We start from the raw sequence: 18,435 nt of genomic DNA, 5'->3' as shown, positions 1-18,435 counted from the left end.
CTGCTACGCGTCCACTGTGCGGTATCTGAAACAACACACGCATGCGGTGTGTTGAGAGCAGACACCTGCGGGGTATCCCCGCTCGTGCTTTGCTTTCCACGCGCTGTGTGGACAGTTTCATAGAGTTACGGCGGCTATAGCGGTGGGGAAACGCCCGGTCCCATTCCGAACCCGGAAGCTAAGGCCACCTGCGCCGATGGTACTGCACTCGACAGGGTGTGGGAGAGTAGGACACCGCCGGAACATCCTTCGCGAAGGCCCCGACCACACGGTCGGGGCCTTGCGCGTTTCTCCCCTCTTCGACGTTTCACCACTCGTCGACCGCCCCGGAAAATCGGTTTCCTCCACCCGCGCGATTGCGTAGTCTCGCAATGCGTCTCGTGCCGCACGGCACGTCGAACCAGGAGGGAGCCGGATGATGCGCGGTCAACGCACCGTCGCGGCTCGTTCGCGCTTCGAGGTGATCCTGGTGTCTTCGCCGGTCCGGTATCGGCTGCGCGGCCGGTACTGAGTCACCCGGACCTTGTCACGCATCGACCTCTCCGGGGTCGAGTCGCGCCGTACCGACGCATCCCGTGTCGGTACCGGCTCCCGTCCGGGAATCGCGCTGTAGTGACCCTGCTCAGCACGAAGGACCGAATTTCCGTGCGTACCACTGTTTCCCGACACCGCTCCGCCCACGTCCGCAATCTCGGCATTCTCGCCCATGTGGATGCGGGCAAGACCACCGTCACCGAGCGGATGCTCTTCCTCACCGGCGCCACGCACAAGCGCGGTGAGGTGCACGAGGGCACCACGGTCACCGATTTCGATTCGCAGGAACGCGATCGCGGCATCACCATCTTCGCCGCGGCGGTGAGCTGCGAGTGGAACGGTCACCGCCTGACCGTCATCGACACCCCCGGCCATGTGGACTTCTCCGACGAGGTGGAGCGGTCGCTGCGCGTGCTGGACGGCGCGGTCGCGGTCTTCGACGCGGTGGCCGGGGTGGAGCCGCAGAGCGAATCGGTGTGGCGTCGCGCCGACCGGTACGGCGTGCCACGTATCGCGTTCGTCAACAAGATGGACCGCGCCGGAGCCGATTTCGACGCGGCGGTGGCGTCCATCCGGGAGCGGCTGCACCCGGTACCGCTGGCCGTGCAGCTGCCGATCGGCGACGAGTCGGAGTTCACCGGTGTGGTGGACCTGGTGCGCATGCGTGCGCTCGTCTGGCAGGCGGACGGCCTGTCGGAGCGGCCGATTCCCGCCGCGCTCGCCGAGCTGGCATCGCATCGTCGACGGGCTCTGGAAGAGGCTGTCGCGGAACGGCATACGGCCGCCCTGGACGAGTTCGTCGACCGCTCGAAACTGTCGGCGCAGACACTGACCGCGGCCTTGCGCGAGCTGACCCTCGGCGGTGAGATCGTCGTGGTGCTGTGCGGTGCCGCCTACCGCGATCGTGGGATCGAACCGCTGCTCGACGCGGTCGTCGCGTATCTGCCCGCGCCGCGGGATCGCGCGCCGTCCGGTGGCATCGGCCCGGTAGCCGATCCGACGGAACCGCTTGCCGCCCTGGTATTCAAGGTGCAGGCGACGGCGACCGGACGCCTCACCTTCGTCCGCCTGTACACGGGCGTCCTGCGCAAGGGTGACACGGTGTCGGATGTCGGAGCCGGTCGGCGGGAGCGGGTGGCACGGGTGCTGCGCGTGCAGGCCGACCGCCACGTGGAGGTGGACGGCGCGGTGGCCGGTGACATCGTGGCTCTCGTCGGACCGAAGGCCGCGGTCGGCGCGACCCTCGCGGCTCCGCACGCGCCGGTGCTGCTGGAACCGCCGACGGTGGCCGATCCGGTGGTATCGGTGGCGGTCGAGCCGAAGGTGAACGCGGATGCCCAGCGGCTGCGGCTGGCCCTGACGCGGTTGGCCGACGAGGATTCCTCGCTGGTCGTGCGCACGGACGCGGAGACCGGGCAGACGCTGCTGTCCGGGCTGGGCGAACTGCACCTGGAGGTGGCGGTGGAGAAGATCCGCCGTGACCGCGGCATCGGGGTGACCGTGGGCCGCCCGCAGGTTGCCTACCGGGAGACGGTGCTGCGCGGGGTGTCGGGAATGACCTACCGGCACGTCAAGCAGGACGGCGGCAGCGGCCAGTGGGCGCATATCGTCTTCGATGTGGAGCCGCTGGACGGCGCGGACCCCGGTGCCGAGGGAATGGAATTCCGTTCCACGGTGGTGGGGGGTCGCGTTCCGGCCGAGTTCGTGCGCGCGGTGGCGGCGGGCTGCCGGGATGCGTTGGCCGCCGGCCCGCTCGGCGATCATCCGGTGACGGGTGTGCGCATCACGTTGACCGACGGCATGACCCACGTCAAGGACTCCTCGGAGCTGGCCTTCCGCACGGCCGCGCGCCTGGGTGTCCGAGATGCGCTGCGCGCCAGCGTCATGCGCCTGCTGGAGCCGATCGTCGAGGTGACCGTCACGGTGCCGGAGGAATTCGTCGGCGCGGTGCTCGGCGATCTCGCGGCCCGCCGCGGCCGGGTCGCCGGCTCCACGACCCGGACCGGAGCCGTGGTGGTGACGGCGATCGTGCCGCTGGCCGAATTGTTCGGCTACGCGACCCGTTTGCGCAGCCGCACCCAGGGGCGGGGTGAATTCACCACCCGGCCGGTGGGTTATGCGCTCGCGTGACCGGTAGACGGCCGAAAGGCGCGGTCCCGCACTCGAACCGGGTGCGGGACCGCTGCCGTGTGTGCCTTGCCGGGGCGGTGGGCATGACGGGAGTACGGGTGCGCACCGGCAAATTCCGAGCGGAGGTCCCGGTCGCGACCACGGCGGACGCGAGTGTTTCACATTCGTGCGAGAGTCGCCCGGGACTGCTGCGGCAAACATGGCGAAACGGCTGTTCGAAGCCCTTCACCGCACCCGGGAAATAGTCCTAGAAAGATCCTTCAAAACGCTGCCGCACCTGTTGGACGCTCGGTATCGTCCCGATGGCAAACAGCCAGTGACAGATGCTGGCACCGTAGTTGGATCGGAGTGCCCCCATGACCGACATCATCTCGGACATCCTCGCGCAGACCATCTTGAAGCTGCTGTCGTCCGGATCGGCAAGTGGTTCGGCAGAGTAGCCGGATGGTCGCCACCTTCCGGCGCTCGCGCGGAAGTGAACGATGCGGCGCGGGGCTCGGTCCATGATGAGGTGGACCGCGCCCCGGCTGCGTTTCGGGCGACGGGCTGTTCGGCACGCTCGGTCGTCCCTGCTCCACCGTGGTGCACGGCGGTGCCGGCCAAATAAATTCTAGAAAAATCCGACAAAAGTATTCCACTAGGAGCGGCCGCTCGGTATCGTGTGGAACGGCAAATGATCAGTGATCATCGGGCCAACGCGACACGGCGGCCGGGCCTCCCCCCGGGCTCGGGCGACGAACCCCGGCAGTTCCCCTGCCAATTCCCGACTGCCGTTGGGCTGGTCGCACTGCTCCGATGCACTGAGCCAACTTTCGGCAATCGCGCGGTATGTCGAAGGTGCAAACGAAGGGGCCGATCCATGACGAGGGGATCGGCCCCTTCGGTATTGTCTGGCGCAATGTCTCAGGAAACGAACGCGGGAAGAATGTACGCCGGGCAGCCCGTAGAAGACCGGCAGCGGCAGCGACGTGCGCGTTTTCTGGAGTCCGGGCTGACGGTATTCGCGCGGGACGGGTACGCCAACAGCTCCGTCGGTGCCATCTGCAAGGACGCCGGTCTCTCCTCTCGGCAGTTCTACGAGGAGTTCACGGGGCGCGAATCGCTGCTGCTCGAACTCTACGAACAGATCGACCGGGAATCGCGGGAAGCCGTGGCGGCCACCATCGCCGACCACGCGGACGCCAGCGCGATCGAGATCATCGACGCCGCCGTACGCGCCTATATCGAGTCCATCGGCCGCGACCCCCGCAAGGCGCGGGTCTCGCTGGTCGAGGTGGTCGGCGCGGGCCCCAAGGTCGAGAAGTTCCGGCTGGAGCTGCGCCGCGCCTGGGGAGCGCTACTCGCCAGCGCCGCGGAGGATGCCGCCATGCACGGCGAAATCCCGCCCGGCGACTACGAAATGCGCGTTCTGGCCATTATCGGCGCCGTCAACTACGTGGTGGACGCGTGGAGCGGCTCCGACCCCCGCCAGCCGCTGGACGACGTCATCCGCGTGCTGCGCCGCATCATCATGGGCGCGGTCAGCGCCTGATCCCACCCCACGCTCGCCCCGAAGTGGGGCTATGGCCCCGGCGCGGGCGTGGGGCACGCCACCGAGAAGACCAACACCGGCATCCCGATGCGCGCCGCCCCTCCGGGCATGGGGGGCGTGCGGCATCGGCGGGCATGGGGCCGTGCGGCCCCGCCGGGCATGGAGCGTCCGGCGTCGGCGGGCACAGGGCGCGGCGTCGTGGACACGAATCCGCGGTGGAGCGGTAGCGTGCGCGTATGGAGACTGTGCCGATCCAGATGCCGGACGGAACCACCGTGCCGGTCCGATTGGTGCCCGCGCACGGTGCACACCGGCATGCGATCACGCCGGACACCCCGCGTCCGGTGGTGGTGATCGCGCCGGGGCTCGGGGTACCGGCCGCCTACTACGAGTTCTTCGCGAAGGATGTCGCGAGCCGGGGATTCGACGCCGCCATTCTGGAATTGCGTGGGAACGGCGACAGCCGCCCGAAACCGAGTCCGTCGAGTACCTACGGATATCAGGAACTCGTCTCCGTGGATTTCCCGGCCATGTTCGAGGTGGTGCGAGAGCGGTTCCCACGTTCGACCCCATATCTGCTGGGGCACAGCCTCGGTGGGCAATTGGGCGTGCTGTACGCGTCCCGGATCCGGGGTCGGCTGGGCGGATTGATTCTGATCGCCTCCGGCACCCCCTACCACCGCGGTTACGGCGGCCTGGCCTCCACCGGACTGCTGCTCGGCAGCGCCGCGGTATCACTGACCGCGAATCTCGCCGGTTTCTGGCCCGGGGACCGGATCACCGCGGGCGGTTTCGGCCGCCAATCGAAGGTGCTCATCTCCGACTGGGCGCGCTTGGCCCGCACCGGCACTTTTCAACCCGCCGGTGCGGACATCGACTACGAGGAGCGCATCGCGCGGCTGAAACTGCCGGTGCTATCCATCACCATGACCGGTGACGACCTCACCCCCCGAGGCTCGGCCGCGCATCTGCTGGAGAAGCTGTCGGGCGCGGACATCACCCGGTGGCACAATCCGGAATCGCTGGGGCACAACGGCTGGATTCCGGATTCGCGCGGCACGGTCGATTACATCGAGAAATGGTTGCGCGACCGCTGATCAGTTCCCCATGAGTCGCTGGGTGAAGAATTCGAAGATGAGCGCGGCCTGGAACGCCGACTGTTTGTTGTCGGCGGCGCCGCCGTGCCCGCCCTCGATATTCTCGTGGTACCAGACGGGATGGCCCTGGGATTCCAAGAGGGCCGCCATCTTTCGCGCGTGCCCCGGATGCACCCGGTCGTCGCGCGTGGAGGTGGTGAGCAGGATCGGCGGGTAGGGCGCGTCCGCCCGGGTGTTCTGGTAGGGCGAGTACTCGCTGATGTACTGCCACTCCTCCGGCTTGTCCGGGTCACCGTATTCCGCGATCCAGGAAGCACCCGCCAGCAGCAGGTGATAGCGCCGCATATCCAGCAGGGGCACCTGACAGACGATGGCCCCGAACAGTTCCGGATACCGGGTGAGCATGACGCCCATGAGCAGGCCGCCATTGCTGCCGCCCACCGCGCCCAACCGGTCGTGCGTGGTGATACCGCGGGCGACGAGGTCCTTGGCCACCGACGAGAAGTCCTCGTACACTTTGTGCCGGTTGGCTTTCTGCACCGCCGTATGCCACTGCGGCCCGTATTCGCCGCCGCCGCGGATATTGGTCATCACCCAGGTGCCGCCGCGCTCCAGCCAGCCCATACCGGACGCGCCGCTGTAGGCGGGCGTGCGCGAGACCTCGAATCCGCCGTACCCGGACATGATGGTCGGGCCGGGCCGACCGATCCGATCACGGTGGCGGATGACGAAATACGGGATCATGGTGCCGTCGTCGGAGCGCGCGAAGTACTGCTCGGTCTCCACGCCCGCGGCGTCGAAGAACTCGGGCTCCTTCTTGAGCAGTGCGGTCGGCCCGCCGACGGAGCCGGAGAGCAGGGTGGTGGGTGTGGTGAAACCGCTGGTGGTGAGCATGAATTCGTCGCCGCCCTCGAGCGGGTCCAGATTCATGACGCTGGTTGTGGCCATGCGCGGGGCGTCGGCGAGCGGTTCGCGCACCCAGCCGTCCGCGCCGGGCGTGACCACGTAGAGCTTGGTCTGCACATCCTCGAGCGTGATGAGCAGCAGATGGTTCTCGGTCCAGCCGTAGCCGTGCAGCGCGGTGTGCGCGTCGGGTTCGAAGATCACTTCGAAATCGCGTGCGCCGCCGAGGAAGTCCCCGAAATCGGTGGCCAGCAGCGCCCCCGCCGGATACTCCCGGCCGCCGACCTCCCACGGTGACTTGAGCCGAACCAGCAGCCAGTCCCGGTACCAGGATTCCGAGGAGTCGGTGGGCAGCTCGAGCCGCCGCAGCGTATCGCCGTCCTCGAGCAGGTACACCTCTTCGTTGAAGAAGTCGGTGGCGCGGCCGACGAAATGCCGTTCGTAGCCGGGGGTCCGGTCGTAGCCTGCGGATACCGCCACATCCGATGGCTCGCCCTCGAAGACGGTGACCGCCTCCGCCAGGGGCGTGCCGCGCCGCCAGCGCTTGGCGATGCGCGGATAGCCGGAGTCGGTGAGCGAGCCGGGCCCGAAGTCGGTGCCCACGTACACGGTGTCGATATCGATCCACCGGATCTCGGACTTGGCCTCGGGCAGATAGAATCCGCCGTCCTCGGGTGCGAGGAATTCCTTTGTCTCGATCGCGAATTCGCGGACCACCTTGGCGTCCGCACCGCCGCGCGACAGGCTGATCAGCGCCCGCTGCTGCTCCGGACGCAGCACGGCCGCGCCGCCCCACACCCAGTTCTCGTCCTCGGCGGCGGCCAGGGCGTCGAGATCGATCAGCACCTCCCAGGCGGGCTCCTCCTTGGCGTATTCGGCGAAGGTGGTGCGTCGCCACAGGCCCTTGGGGTGTTCGGCATCGCGCCAGAAGTTGTACAGCCAGCGCCCGCGCCGTCCGGGGTAGGCGATGCGGGTGTCGGTGTCGAGCATGGCGAGAATGCGCGACTCCAGTTCGGTGAAGCGGTCCGACGAGGCGAAGGTCTCGACCACCACGTCATTGCGTTCCCGCGCCCAGTCCAATGCGCGATCGCTGGTGACCTCTTCGAGCCACAGGTAAGGATCCGTCACGCTCTCGTCAACACCGCTCATGGCCCCATTGTTGCCGAGGGTGCATCGGTGTGACGGGGAACCCTGCTCAGTAGGATTGCCGGACGGATGCCGATTGCCGTCGAGGAGGCGTGGATGCTACCCGCACCGTGGGAGCAGCACTGCTGCCTGCCGCTGCTGCCCAGCGCCGACATCCTCGAGCTGACGCGGTATCCGGTCGGCAGCTATCTGTCGGTCAATGTCGGGTATGCGCCGCACTCCACGGCGGACGCGCTGGCGTTGGTGCGGCAGTTCCGCCGCGACGCCGCCGCGACGCCGTGGTTCCGCCTGGTGGAGTCGTTCGCCGACACCCTGGCCGACGGGATGATCGCGCTGGCCTTCGATCTGGAGGACTCCGGCCCGCTCGCCGGTGACCTGGACAATGTCTCGGTCTTCCACGACCTGGGGGTCCGCTCCCTGCTGCCCACCTACAACCATGCCAACGCGGCGGGCTGCGGTTGCCTCGATACCGAGGACACCGGGCTCACCGCGTACGGCCGCGATCTGGTGCGCACACTCAATGAGGTGGGCGTATTCGCCGACGGCTCACATTGTTCGGCCCGCACCGGATTGGACATCGCCACGACCACCAGTGTTCCGATGATCTACAGTCACTCGAATTTCGCGGCACTGTGGGCGCATCCGCGCAATATCACCGACGATCAGGCGCGTGCGTGCGCGGAGACCGGCGGTGTGATCGGCATCAACGGGGTGGGAATCTTCTTGGGGCGCAACAAGCCCGAGGGCAGGACCGCGCGCGTCGAAGCCATGGCCGATCACATCGTCTACGGTGCGGAGCTGGTCGGTATCGAGCACATCGGCATCGGCTCCGACTTCTCCTTCGACGGTGCGCAGTTCAACGCCGAGATCGCCGCGAACCCGGGGAATTTCTCCGAGGATTACACGCGCTGGGGCCCGTTGCAGTGGACCCCGCCAGAAGATCTGTTGGGAGAGAACGAGGTTCCCGGGCTGGATACGGTGCTGGCCCGCCGCGGGTTCACCGAAGCCGAGATCGCGGCGGTGTTCCGCGACAACTTCGCCCGGGTGGCGCGGCAGGTGTGGCGGCGCTGAGGCGCGGCGGCCGAGCCGGTCTCACTCGGGTCGATCGCCGACGACCGTCCGTTCGAGCCCGTCGAGCACCCGCTGCAATCCCCAGCCGAAGTGGTCGTAGCTCGGGTCGAAGGTGTTGTCGCCCATTCCCGCCAGGATCGGATAGCGCCCGGTCGCCATGGCCTGGTTCAGTGCCGGTGCCTGGGCCTCCCAGAATTCGAGGTCGGTCATGCCGGTGCGGCGTTCGGCCTCCTGCGCGTACAGCTGGGTGCGCGCGGCGCCGACCACATAGTTGTCGATCAGCAGCACCACGGAGATGAGTTCGCGGTCGGGCAGCCCCATGGGTTTGATCCGGGCGAGGATGCGCTCCATGCCCTCCACGGCGCTCGGTCCCATGACCGGTCGGCTCTGGTTGACCTGGATCAGCCACGGATGCCGTTGATATGTCGCGAGTGTCGAGTACGCCACGGCTTCCAGGGCCGCGCGCCAGCCCGCTTCCGGTTCCGGTAGTCCGTCGAACTGGGGGTCCTGCACGCGGTCGAGCATGAGATCGAGCAGTTCACCCTTGCCGGGCAGGTACCGGTAGAGGGTCATGGTGCCGGTGCCCAGTTCCGTGGCCACCCGGCGCATGGTGACCGCGTCCAGGCCCTCGGCGTCGGCGACGTGGATGGCGGCCTCGACGATGCGGTCCAGGGTGAGTCCGGGTTTGGGGCCGCGGCTGGGGCGTGGACCGGTGTTCCACAGGAGCTCGAGAGTCCGTGCGAGATCACCGCTGCCGCTGGTCTCCGTGCTGCTCATGGTTTCGAGCCTAGCGGCCACGAAAAAAACTGGGTACGTTGTACTCGAAATGGGGTACGATGTACTCGGTTTGGTTCGGAAGCGATGCGGAGGACGACGGTGGCCGACTATGCGGTACTGGCCGAGGGGTTGACCAAGAGATATGGAGCGAAGAACGCACTGGATGGATTCGATCTGACGGTCCGCGCGGGCACGGTGCACGGCCTGCTGGGGCCCAACGGCGCGGGCAAGACCACGGCCGTGCGCATCCTCTCCACGCTGCTGCGGCTGGACGGCGGGCAGGCGCGGGTGGCCGGGTTCGATGTGGCTCGCCGGCCTCGGGAGGTGCGGGCGCGCATCGGGCTCACCGGCCAGTACGCCGCCGTGGACGAGGTGCTCACCGGGCAGCAGAACCTCGAGATGTTCGGTCGGCTGTTCCATCTGGGCGGGCGGCGGGCACGGTTGCGGGCGCGGGAACTGCTGGAGCGTTTCGACCTCACCGATGCCGCCGACCGCGGCGTCGGCAAGTACAGCGGCGGCATGCGTCGCCGTCTCGACCTGGCGGCGTCCATGATTCTCGCGCCGGACGTGCTCTTCCTCGACGAGCCGACCACCGGACTCGATCCGCGCAGTCGCAACGAGGTGTGGGAATCGGTGCGCGCGTTGGTCGCCGACGGCACCACCGTCCTGCTCACCACGCAGTATCTGGAGGAGGCGGATCGGCTCGCCTCCCACATCACCGTCATCGATCAGGGGCGGGCCATCGCCGACGACACCCCCGACGGATTGAAGAACATCGTGGGCGGTGACCTCATCGAGGTGGTGGCGCTGGAAGTCGCCGATCTGCCCCTGGTGGCGAAGGTCGTTGCCCGCGTGAGCGATACCGAACCGGAGACCGTGGAGGTCGAGCGACGCGTGCACGCGCCCGTCGCCGATCGGGTCGCCGCGCTCACCGAGGTGGCGCGCGCCCTGCAGGACGAGGGCATCGCCGTCGAGGACATCGGGCTGCGCCGCCCCAGTCTCGACGATGTCTTCCTGCATCTCACCGGTCACCGCACCGCTACCGAGGAGGCCGCCTGATGGGCGCCGTCGATCTGACCCCCGAGCACCGTTCGCGCACCTACTGGGCAGTGGCCGACTGCTGGAACATCGTGCGCCGCGGGCTGACCCACTATCAGCGCCAGCCGGTGAACATCGCTTGGCAGCTGGGCTTTCCGATCGTCTCGGTGCTGCTGTACGGCTATGTGTTCGGCAGTGCCATGGTGGTGCCGGGCGGAGGCGACTACCGCAGCTTCCTGATGCCGGGCATGTTCACCATGACCATGGCCTTCAGCTTCGTGAACACCGCGACCGTGGTGGTCTACGACGCCACCAAGGGGGTGATCGACCGGTTCCGGTCCATGCCCATGTCCGTCTCGGCGGTGGTCTCCGGGCGCGGTGTCACCGATCTGCTCGTCGCCTGCGCCGAATTGGGCATCCTCATGCTGACCGCCTTTGCCATCGGCTGGCGGCCCACCGGTGGATTGCTCGGTGTGGTGGCGGCGTTCGTGCTGCTGCTGTGGCTGCGTTTCGCGCTCATCTGGGTGGGCGTGTGGCTGGGATTGATGGTGCCGAATCCGGAAGCGGCGGGCGGTCTGTTCGCGGTCGTCTTCCCGCTCACCATGATTTCGAGCATCTTCGTCGCCCCGCAGTTGATGCCGTCCTGGCTCGGCACGATCGCGGCGTGGAATCCCATCTCCTCGACGGCGGCGGCGACCCGCGAGCTGTTCGGCACCCCTGTGGGCAGCGGGGATTCCTGGGTGGAGCAGCACGCCGCGCTGATGGCGCTGGTCTGGCCGCTGGTGCTCACCGCGATCTTCCTGCCGCTCGCGGTGCGGCGCTTCCAGCGGCTCAGCCGCTGAAGTCGCTGCGGCCGAGCGGTATTCGACGGCCGGTGCGTCGCCTCGCGGTGACGCACCGGCCGCGTCCGGATCAGCGCCCGGACTCCACGGTCAGGCCCGCGTCCGTCCAGTCCTGAATGCCCTCGCGGTATTTGCGGACATTGGTGTAGCCCAGCGCCTCCAGCTTGCTGGCGACGGCCTGGCTGTTCTGGCAGGCCGGATTGGAGCAGTAGGTCACGATGGCGGTGTCGCGATCCGGAAGCAGGCGCGCGGCTTCGGCATCCACCTCGGCCTCGACGAGTGCGATCGCGCCCGGCAGGTGCGCCTTGGCGTAGTACTCGCCGCCGAGTGCGTCGATCACGGTGACGGTGCCCGCGGCGATCTCCTGCTCGAGTTCCTCGCGGGTGATGAGTGCGGTCATGGGGCAACCTCGATTCTTCTCACGCACATTTTTAAGTGCGTGTGCACGCTACTATTTGTGTGCGCACGCACGCAACCCGGTACGCTGGGGCGGTGCCACACTCACAGCCCACCCCCCGCCCGGCCGCGGCCGCTTGGTCGGCGCTGCTGCGGGTGCACGCCACCCTCGTTCCCGAGCTGGACGCGGAACTGCGCACAACCGTTGGGCTGCCACTGAACTGGTACGACGTGCTGCTCGAACTCGACGGCGTCGAACGGCTGCGCATGAGCGATCTGGGCGAGCGCGTGGTGCTCAGCCGCACCCGGGTGAGCCGACTGGTCACCGAACTGGAGACGCACGGCCTGGTCCGTCGCGACACCAACCCGGACGACGGCCGCTCCGCCTTCGTCTCCATCACCGACCGGGGCCGCGAGCGCGTGCGCGCCGCCGCACCGCACTACCTCGGCGGCATCGAACGCCGCCTGGGTGAGCGCCTGGAGCCGGACGAACTCGACGCGCTCACCTCCGCACTGCGCAAGGTGCTCGGCCCCGCGGACCTCGATTTCGGTTAGTCCTTCGGTGTCGGCCGTGGCCGCGACCCGGCCCGGCGGCCGGTTCGTTCAGAGCCGAACCAGCATCTTCCCGGTATTGGCACCGGACAGCACGCCGAGGAAAGCGGCGGGCGCCTGGTCCAATCCCTCGTACGCCGTTTCGCGGGTGCGCAGGGTGCCGTCCGCGAGCCAGGCGGCGGCCTTGGCGATGTATTCCCCGAAGATCGGGAAGTAGCTGTTCACCAGCATGCCGCGCAATGTGATCTCCCGGGTGGCGGCCAGGAACAGGTCCGGACCGGGTGCCGTGGCCCCGCCGTTGTAGCCGCTGATGGCACCGACCAGCGCGACCCGGCCACCGGGACGCATGGCCGCCACCGCCACCCGGAGGTGCTCGCCGCCCACGCTGTCGAGATACACGTCGATACCGTCCGGAGCCGCCTCGGCGAGCTGTCCGGCGAGATCTCCGGCCCGGTAGTCGATGGCCGCGTCGACCCCGAATTCCTCCAGCAGCAGCCGGGTTTTCGCGGAACCGCCCGCCGAGCCGATCACCCGGCTCGCACCGAGTTCGCGGGCCAGCTGGGCCGCTACGCTGCCAACCGCGCCCGCGGCGGCGGAGATGAACACGGTATCGCCGGGGCGCACCGGAGCCACCTCGGTGAGGGCCGCGTAGGCGGTGAGTCCGGTGGTGCCGAGCGCACCGAGGTAGTGGTGCGGTAGCGCGATCGACAGGTCGATCGGAGTGGCCGCGGCGGCATCCAGCACCGCGTGCTCCCGCCAGCCCGCGAAATGGGTGACGGCCGTCCCGACCGGGAAATCCGCGGCGCGCGAGGCGATCACTTCGCCGACCGCCGAACCCTCCAGGGCCGCACCGACTTCGAACGGTGCGATGTAGGACGGCTTGTCGTCCATCCGCCCGCGCATGTACGGGTCGACCGACATCCAGGTATTGCGTACCAGGAGCTGGCCGTCGGCGAGGGGTGGGAGTTCGCGTTCCACGAGGGTGAAGTTCGCGGCGGTCGGCACGCCGTCGGGTCGGGCCGCCAGATGGATCTCGCGGGTGGTGGCGGGCGCGGTTCCGGTGGCCGATCGGGCCGCGGTGGTGGACTGAACAGTCATGGCGCACTGACCTTTTCGTATCGTCGGCGGGTATCTCCCGAGCCGGTGCCGATGACATTACGAACGCCGCGCCCCCGCTCCCAGGTCCCGCCACGCCAGCGGCCGGTCCGAGCGCGCCAGGTCCGAGCCGCCTGGTCGCGGAATACGTACCGTGTCCGTTCGCGCCGTGCTGCCGCGCGCAGATCACCCCGTCGGCCGTATTCGGCGGGTCACCCCGCCATCTCGGAGCGGAGCTGCGAGGCGGTGCCTCCCGTCCACCGGCGCATGGCTTTTCGCAGTGCGCGGTCGTCGGTGAATCCCAGGCGGCGGGCGATGGCGGCCATCGACAGGCGGTCCTCCGCGAGCAGGGCGCGGGCCTGCTCGTAGCGGGCTCGGTCGTACTCCGCGCGCCAGGTGGTGTCGTGATCGGCCAGGTGCCGTTGCAGGGTACGGGTGCTCATGGCCAGGCGGCGGGCCACCGCCGCCAGGGTCGGTTCGCCCGCGGCGACGGCCGCCGTGAGCGCCGTGCGGAACGCCTCGAGCGGTCCGGGAATCGCACGCGCGGAGGCCAGGACGAGATCGGCGTGGCTGCGCAGCAATTCGCCGAGCATCGCATCGGCGCGGGGCAGCGGGGTTTCGGCGTCCTCGGCGCGGAAGGTGATGCTGTCGGCGGGAGCGTCGAATTCGATGGCGGCGGTGCCGAAAGCGTCGATCAGCGCGGAGTGTTCCGGCGGCGCGGGATGCCCGAACGTGATGCGGGTCGGAATGATGTGGCGTCCGGTGGCTTCCCGCGCGCGGCGCAGGTAATAGGCGAGCACGTACTCGTTGACCACGGCGGATACCGCCGGGTCGGTGGCGGTGGTGCGATAGCCGACGGTGAGATCCCGGTCGTGCGTCAGGTCGAAACCCTCGGCCGCGGCGGTGACCAGACGGTGGTACGGCTGCGCACCGTGCAGCGAGTCGGCCAGTGTCGGACCCGAGGTGACGAGATAGTCCCAGGTGGTGAGGGTACCCAGCGGTGCGGCCGCGGCGACGGCGAGTCCGGCTCCCGGCCCCGTCTCGGCGATGAGCGACCACAGCCGAAGCAGCGAGTCCAGCGGTATCCGGTTCAGTTCCCCGGCGAGCACGCTGTCCGCGGTCCCGGGTATCGCGGCGACCCGGGCCGGATCGGCACCCAGGCGCAGTGCGCTGTCGCGCACCAGGCGGAGCAGGTGGCTGGACGTCGTCCCGTCGATCGGATCGAGCGCTCGTCCGTCCTTGACCACCTGTCCAGTCTGCCGCATGGGGGATTTGTCCGGTCGCGGCCCGACGCCTCGCGCCACACCGCCGCGGGAACAGTGTGTGCGAGATCTCACCGTAGAGGGGGATCGGGTGCGTGAGCTCGGGCCAACGGCGTTAGGCTCGAAGCCGTGACTTCCCACTACGATGTCGTCGTTCTCGGCGCTGGTCCCGGCGGATACGTCGCCGCGATCCGCGCCGCTCAACTCGGCCTGCGAACAGCGATCGTCGAGCAGAAATACTGGGGTGGCGTGTGCCTGAACGTGGGCTGCATCCCGTCCAAGGCACTGCTGCGTAACGCGGAGCTGGCCCATATCTTCACCAAGGAGGCCAAGACCTTCGGCATCAGCGGGGAGGCGAAGTTCGATTTCGGCGCCGCCTTCGATCGCAGCCGCAAGGTGGCGGACGGCCGGGTCAAGGGCGTCCACTTCCTGATGAAGAAGAACAAGATCGACGAGTTCGACGGTCTGGGCACCTTCACCGGCCCGAACTCTCTCCAGGTCGCGCTCACCAAGGGCGGCTCGGAGAACATCACCTTCGACAACGCCATCATCGCCACCGGCACGGTCACCAAGCTGCTGCCGGGCACCTCGGTGTCACAGAACGTGGTCACCTACGAGGAGCAGATCCTCACCCGCGAGCTGCCCGGTTCGATCCTCATCGTCGGCGCGGGCGCGATCGGCATGGAGTTCGGCTACGTCCTCAAGAACTACGGCGTGGACGTGCGCATCGTGGAGTTCCTCGACCGCGCGCTGCCGAACGAGGACGCCGACGTCTCCAAGGAGATCACCAAGGCGTACAAGAAGCTCGGCATCACCATCACCACCGGCGCGTCGGTGCAGTCCATCGACGACGACGGCTCCAAGGTGACCGTCTCCATCAAGGACAACAAGTCCGGCAGTGTCGAGACCGTCACCGTCGACAAGGTGCTGCAGGCCGTCGGTTTCGCGCCGCGCGTGGAGGGCTACGGCCTGGAGACCACCGGTGTGCAGCTGACCGACCGCGGCGCCATCGCCATCGATGAGTACATGCGCACCAATGTGCCGCACATCTACGCCATCGGTGACGTCACCGCCAAGCTCCAGCTCGCGCACGTCGCCGAGGCGATGGGCGTGGTCGCCGCCGAAACCATCGGCGGTGCCGAGACCATGCCGCTGGGCGACTACCGCATGATGCCGCGCGCCACCTTCTGCCAGCCCCAGGTCGCCTCCTTCGGCCTGACCGAGCAGCAGGCCAAGGACGAGGGCTACGACGTCAAGGTCGCCACCTTCCCCTTCACCGCCAACGGCAAGGCGCACGGCCTCGGCGACGCCCAGGGCTTCGTCAAGCTCATCTCCGACGCCAAGTACGGCGAACTCCTCGGCGGCCACCTCATCGGCCCCGACGTCTCGGAGCTGCTGCCGGAACTGACCCTGGCCCAGAAGTGGGACCTCACGGTCAACGAACTCGCCCGCAACGTGCACACCCACCCGACGTTGAGCGAGGCGCTCCAGGAGGCCATCCACGGCCTCGCGGGACACATGATCAACTTCTGATCGCGCGACGAGCAACGGCCCGGTGCCCGGCGAACCCGCCGGACACCGGGCCGTTTTCCTGTGCCGGGAACGGGCATGATGGTGGGATGGCCGGACGGGTGAGCGTATGCGCGCATTGCTGACACTGATCGTCGTGCTGGCGATCGCGCTGATCGTCGGCGACCGGATCGCGGTGACGCTGGCGCAGAACGAGATCGGGCGCGCGATCGCCGGCGAATACGAACTCCCGCAGCGGCCCCGGGTGGAGATCGCCGGGTTTCCGTTCCTGACCCAGGCGGTCGACGGGCGCTATCGCGAGATCGACATCCAGGTCGGCGACTGGCACGACCAGGACATCCACGTGCGCGACCTCGAGGTGAGGCTGAACGATGTCTCGGCTCCCCTGCGCGACCTGCTCGGCAACCGCACCTCGAATCTGGTAGCGGCGACGGCGACCGCCACGGCCCTGGTCCCCTACGACATCGTGCGCGATTACGCTCCGTCCGGAGTGGAGACGATCTCCCACAGCCCGGAGGGCCTGCGCGTCACCGGAACCTTCTCGGTGGAAGGCATCCCGGTCCCCGCGACCCTCATCGTCACCGTCGAGCCGACCGCCGACGGCATCGAGGTCACCCCGGTGTCGGTCCAACCCGCCACCGGCGGCCCCACCATCCCCCTCGCCCTCCTCCGCAACTCCCTCGCCTTCACCGTTCCCCTGCAACGGCTACCGCTCGGTGCCCGCCTGACCGACATCCAACCCAGCACCGACGGCCTCCAGGTCACCGCTGTAGCCCACGACGTCCGCTTCTCCGACCTACCATGAGCGCGACGACCGTCGCGGCGCGAACGCACGATTCAGCTCACGCCCGAATCCAGCTGGCCACGAAGTAGCTCGGATCCTCCGCGATCGCCACCCGTTCCGCCCGATCGGCCAGTTCCCGCCCGAGCAGCGCGCACTCACGTGGTGACGCGTCGAAGGCGATCGCCTCGAAAGCGACGTCGGCAGCATAGTTCCCGCTGGGTTTGTTCGTCAGCATCAACCAGTGCCGAGAGTCGTCACCGCCGACAACCACGACGACATCAGCAGCGCCCACAGCGGGTCTGCGGGACTTCGAGCGCACATCGAAGGTGGGAATCTCGAGTTGCCGAATCGACTCCGCACACGCGGCACGCAACTCATCCCACTCGCCGCGGAATTTCCCACGATATCCGGAATCAGCACTGTCGGATGCGGGCACATCGCTGCTGCGATCAGCGTCACGAGTTCTCCTGACGATCACGGTTCCAACCACCATGACACAACCGCCCCGCAGGGCCTGTGTCCAGATGTGAAGACATGCAGGTCAGATGGGCTTTTCGCTTCTGCTGCAATGGAATTCGCGGTAGAATGAATGCATGATTCCGGAGGGGGAAAGTCAGGACGGTGATACCGCCGCCGATTTGCGCGCTGCGATGGACGCCCTGCTCGCGACCGATCTCACCGGACTGTCCGACACCGCTCTGGTGGATGTGATGCGGGAGGTGGAATCGGTGCGCTGTCGGATGGCGGCACTGTCGCACCGCATAATCGCCGAAGTCGAGGCGCGGCATCTGTGGGAGCGTGCCGGAGCCAAGGGCATGCGCGGCTATCTGATCGACGTGTTGCGGCTGTCGGCCGCCGAGGCCGGGGCGCGGGTGCGGGCGTCGGCGTCGTTGCGGCCGCGGTCGTTCTGTGGGGAACCTGGTCCGGCGTTGTTGCCGACCACCGCGGCGTTGCAGGCCGAGAGTGTGGTGTCCCCGGAGCACGCGCGGGTGATCATGCGGGTGATGGACCGTATCCCCAACGCGGTGCCCGTCGCGACGCAGGGCGAGGCCGAGCAGCAGCTCGCGCACGCGGCGAGCCAGATGCCGCCGGAGTGCGTGACCAAGGTCGGGCACGTGCTGCTGTCGTGCCTGGACCCTGACGGGGTCCTCACCAACGACGACGACCGCGCCCGCCGCCGCGAGCTCTGGATCGGCAAACAACGCGTCGACGGCATGAGCGAGATCAAAGGCGTGCTCGATCCGCAGCTGCGTGCCCTGTTGGATGTCGTCTTGGCGAAGTGGGCGCGTCCGGGCATGTGCAATCCCGAGGATCCCGACAGCCCTCGCATGGGGCCGGGCGCGGTCGATAAAGACACCGTGGAGGCGGCGGCGCGGCGGGATCGGCGTAGTGCCGGGCAGCGTAACCACGACGCGCTCAAAGCCTTCCTCGCCGCCGGGGGTGGTCCGGAGAACCTGGGGAGTCATCGGGGTGTGCCGGTGTCGGTGGTGTTGACGATGAGTGTGACCGACCTGCACGCCGGAACCGGGTACGCGCACACCGCGTCGGGGTCGGTGATGTCGATCCCCGACGCCCTGCGGATGGCCGAAGGCAGCTACCCGTTGTTGATGCTCTTCGACGGCAAAGGACTGCCGTTGCATCTGGGTCGAGGAAAGTATCGGTTGGCGTCGCCGTGGCAGCGGTTGGCGTGTATCGCCGCCGACCGCGGCTGCACCCGCCCCGGCTGTGAGGCTCCGGCGACGTTGTG

The 18,435-nt window shown here is 68.2% G+C and carries 16 protein-coding genes and 1 rRNA gene; 11 read left to right on the top strand and 6 right to left on the bottom strand.

The genetic code is table 11. The features are described 5' to 3' along the window. The first annotated feature begins 126 nt into the window (after positions 1–126). From rrf to ON31_RS27520, 4 genes are all read left to right on the top strand, one after another. Positions 127–243 (top strand): 5S ribosomal RNA (rrf, locus tag ON31_RS27535). Positions 244–645: 402 nt separating this feature from the next. After that, positions 646–2,664, top strand: a complete 2,019-nt coding sequence (fusA, locus tag ON31_RS27530) for an elongation factor G (RefSeq protein WP_039817775.1) — start codon at positions 646–648, stop codon at positions 2,662–2,664. An 898-nt stretch (positions 2,665–3,562) separates the two neighbouring features. Next, entirely contained in the window at positions 3,563–4,195 is a 633-nt protein-coding gene (locus tag ON31_RS27525; RefSeq protein WP_228808946.1) for a TetR/AcrR family transcriptional regulator, read from the top strand. A gap of 236 nt (positions 4,196–4,431) precedes the next feature. Beyond that, entirely contained in the window at positions 4,432–5,292 is an 861-nt protein-coding gene (locus ON31_RS27520) for an alpha/beta hydrolase family protein (protein ID WP_039817767.1), read from the top strand. Here the strand turns inward: ON31_RS27520 and ON31_RS27515 are convergent, their stop codons facing one another. Then, on the bottom strand, positions 5,293–7,344 hold the full coding sequence (locus ON31_RS27515; RefSeq protein WP_172544776.1) for a prolyl oligopeptidase family serine peptidase: 2,052 nt from the start codon (positions 7,342–7,344) through the stop codon (positions 5,293–5,295). Between the two features lie 66 nt (positions 7,345–7,410). Between ON31_RS27515 and ON31_RS27510 the strand changes: the two genes are divergently transcribed. After that, complete coding sequence (locus tag ON31_RS27510; protein ID WP_370450357.1) at positions 7,411–8,412, top strand: dipeptidase; 1,002 nt, start codon at positions 7,411–7,413, stop codon at positions 8,410–8,412. Positions 8,413–8,433: 21 nt separating this feature from the next. On the opposite strand, the gene ON31_RS27505 is transcribed toward ON31_RS27510, so the two are convergent. After that, positions 8,434–9,189, bottom strand: a complete 756-nt coding sequence (locus ON31_RS27505; RefSeq protein WP_029926291.1) for a TetR/AcrR family transcriptional regulator — start codon at positions 9,187–9,189, stop codon at positions 8,434–8,436. An 84-nt stretch (positions 9,190–9,273) separates the two neighbouring features. On the opposite strand from ON31_RS27505, the gene ON31_RS27500 reads away from it, so the two are divergent. After that, complete coding sequence (locus ON31_RS27500) at positions 9,274–10,248, top strand: daunorubicin resistance protein DrrA family ABC transporter ATP-binding protein (RefSeq protein WP_029926289.1); 975 nt, start codon at positions 9,274–9,276, stop codon at positions 10,246–10,248. Continuing rightward, positions 10,248–11,069 carry an ABC transporter permease gene (locus tag ON31_RS27495; protein WP_039817764.1) on the top strand — a complete coding sequence of 274 codons (822 nt, stop codon included), beginning with the start codon at positions 10,248–10,250 and terminating at the stop codon, positions 11,067–11,069. The genes ON31_RS27500 and ON31_RS27495 overlap by 1 nt, the downstream gene beginning before the upstream one ends. Before the next feature lie 70 nt (positions 11,070–11,139). Here the strand turns inward: ON31_RS27495 and ON31_RS27490 are convergent, their stop codons facing one another. Continuing rightward, the gene (locus ON31_RS27490; RefSeq protein ID WP_039817761.1) at positions 11,140–11,469 is read right to left on the bottom strand and encodes a rhodanese-like domain-containing protein; all 330 of its coding nucleotides are present in this window, start codon (positions 11,467–11,469) and stop codon (positions 11,140–11,142) included. A 92-nt stretch (positions 11,470–11,561) separates the two neighbouring features. Between ON31_RS27490 and ON31_RS27485 the strand changes: the two genes are divergently transcribed. Continuing rightward, entirely contained in the window at positions 11,562–12,020 is a 459-nt protein-coding gene (locus ON31_RS27485; protein WP_039817760.1) for a MarR family winged helix-turn-helix transcriptional regulator, read from the top strand. A gap of 48 nt (positions 12,021–12,068) precedes the next feature. On the opposite strand, the gene ON31_RS27480 is transcribed toward ON31_RS27485, so the two are convergent. Together ON31_RS27480 and ON31_RS27475 are read right to left on the bottom strand one after the other, a co-directional pair. Next, a complete protein-coding gene (locus tag ON31_RS27480; protein WP_039817758.1) occupies positions 12,069–13,115 on the bottom strand; it encodes an NADP-dependent oxidoreductase in 1,047 nt (348 codons plus the stop codon). Positions 13,116–13,324: 209 nt separating this feature from the next. Beyond that, on the bottom strand, positions 13,325–14,377 hold the full coding sequence (locus tag ON31_RS27475; protein ID WP_051037812.1) for an AraC family transcriptional regulator: 1,053 nt from the start codon (positions 14,375–14,377) through the stop codon (positions 13,325–13,327). A 126-nt stretch (positions 14,378–14,503) separates the two neighbouring features. Between ON31_RS27475 and lpdA the strand changes: the two genes are divergently transcribed. Together lpdA and ON31_RS27465 are read left to right on the top strand one after the other, a co-directional pair. Beyond that, entirely contained in the window at positions 14,504–15,907 is a 1,404-nt protein-coding gene (gene lpdA / locus ON31_RS27470) for a dihydrolipoyl dehydrogenase (RefSeq protein ID WP_039817754.1), read from the top strand. Positions 15,908–16,013: 106 nt separating this feature from the next. Then, positions 16,014–16,709, top strand: coding sequence for an LmeA family phospholipid-binding protein (locus ON31_RS27465; protein ID WP_039817752.1), 696 nt, complete (start codon positions 16,014–16,016; stop codon positions 16,707–16,709). A 37-nt stretch (positions 16,710–16,746) separates the two neighbouring features. Here ON31_RS27465 and ON31_RS36990 read toward each other — a convergent pair whose 3' ends face one another. Continuing rightward, positions 16,747–16,923, bottom strand: coding sequence for a hypothetical protein (locus ON31_RS36990; RefSeq protein ID WP_157533788.1), 177 nt, complete (start codon positions 16,921–16,923; stop codon positions 16,747–16,749). Positions 16,924–17,281: 358 nt separating this feature from the next. On the opposite strand from ON31_RS36990, the gene ON31_RS27455 reads away from it, so the two are divergent. Beyond that, positions 17,282–18,435: DUF222 domain-containing protein (locus ON31_RS27455; RefSeq protein WP_051037811.1), on the top strand; the 1,154-nt coding region annotated here is incomplete at its 3' end.

It is taken from the genome of Nocardia otitidiscaviarum NBRC 14405 (genome assembly GCF_000308635.1).
Taxonomy (GTDB): Bacteria; Actinomycetota; Actinomycetes; order Mycobacteriales; family Mycobacteriaceae; genus Nocardia; species Nocardia otitidiscaviarum.
The sequence above is the reverse complement of the archived record's forward strand: the minus strand, read 5'-3'. Positions and strand labels throughout refer to the sequence as shown.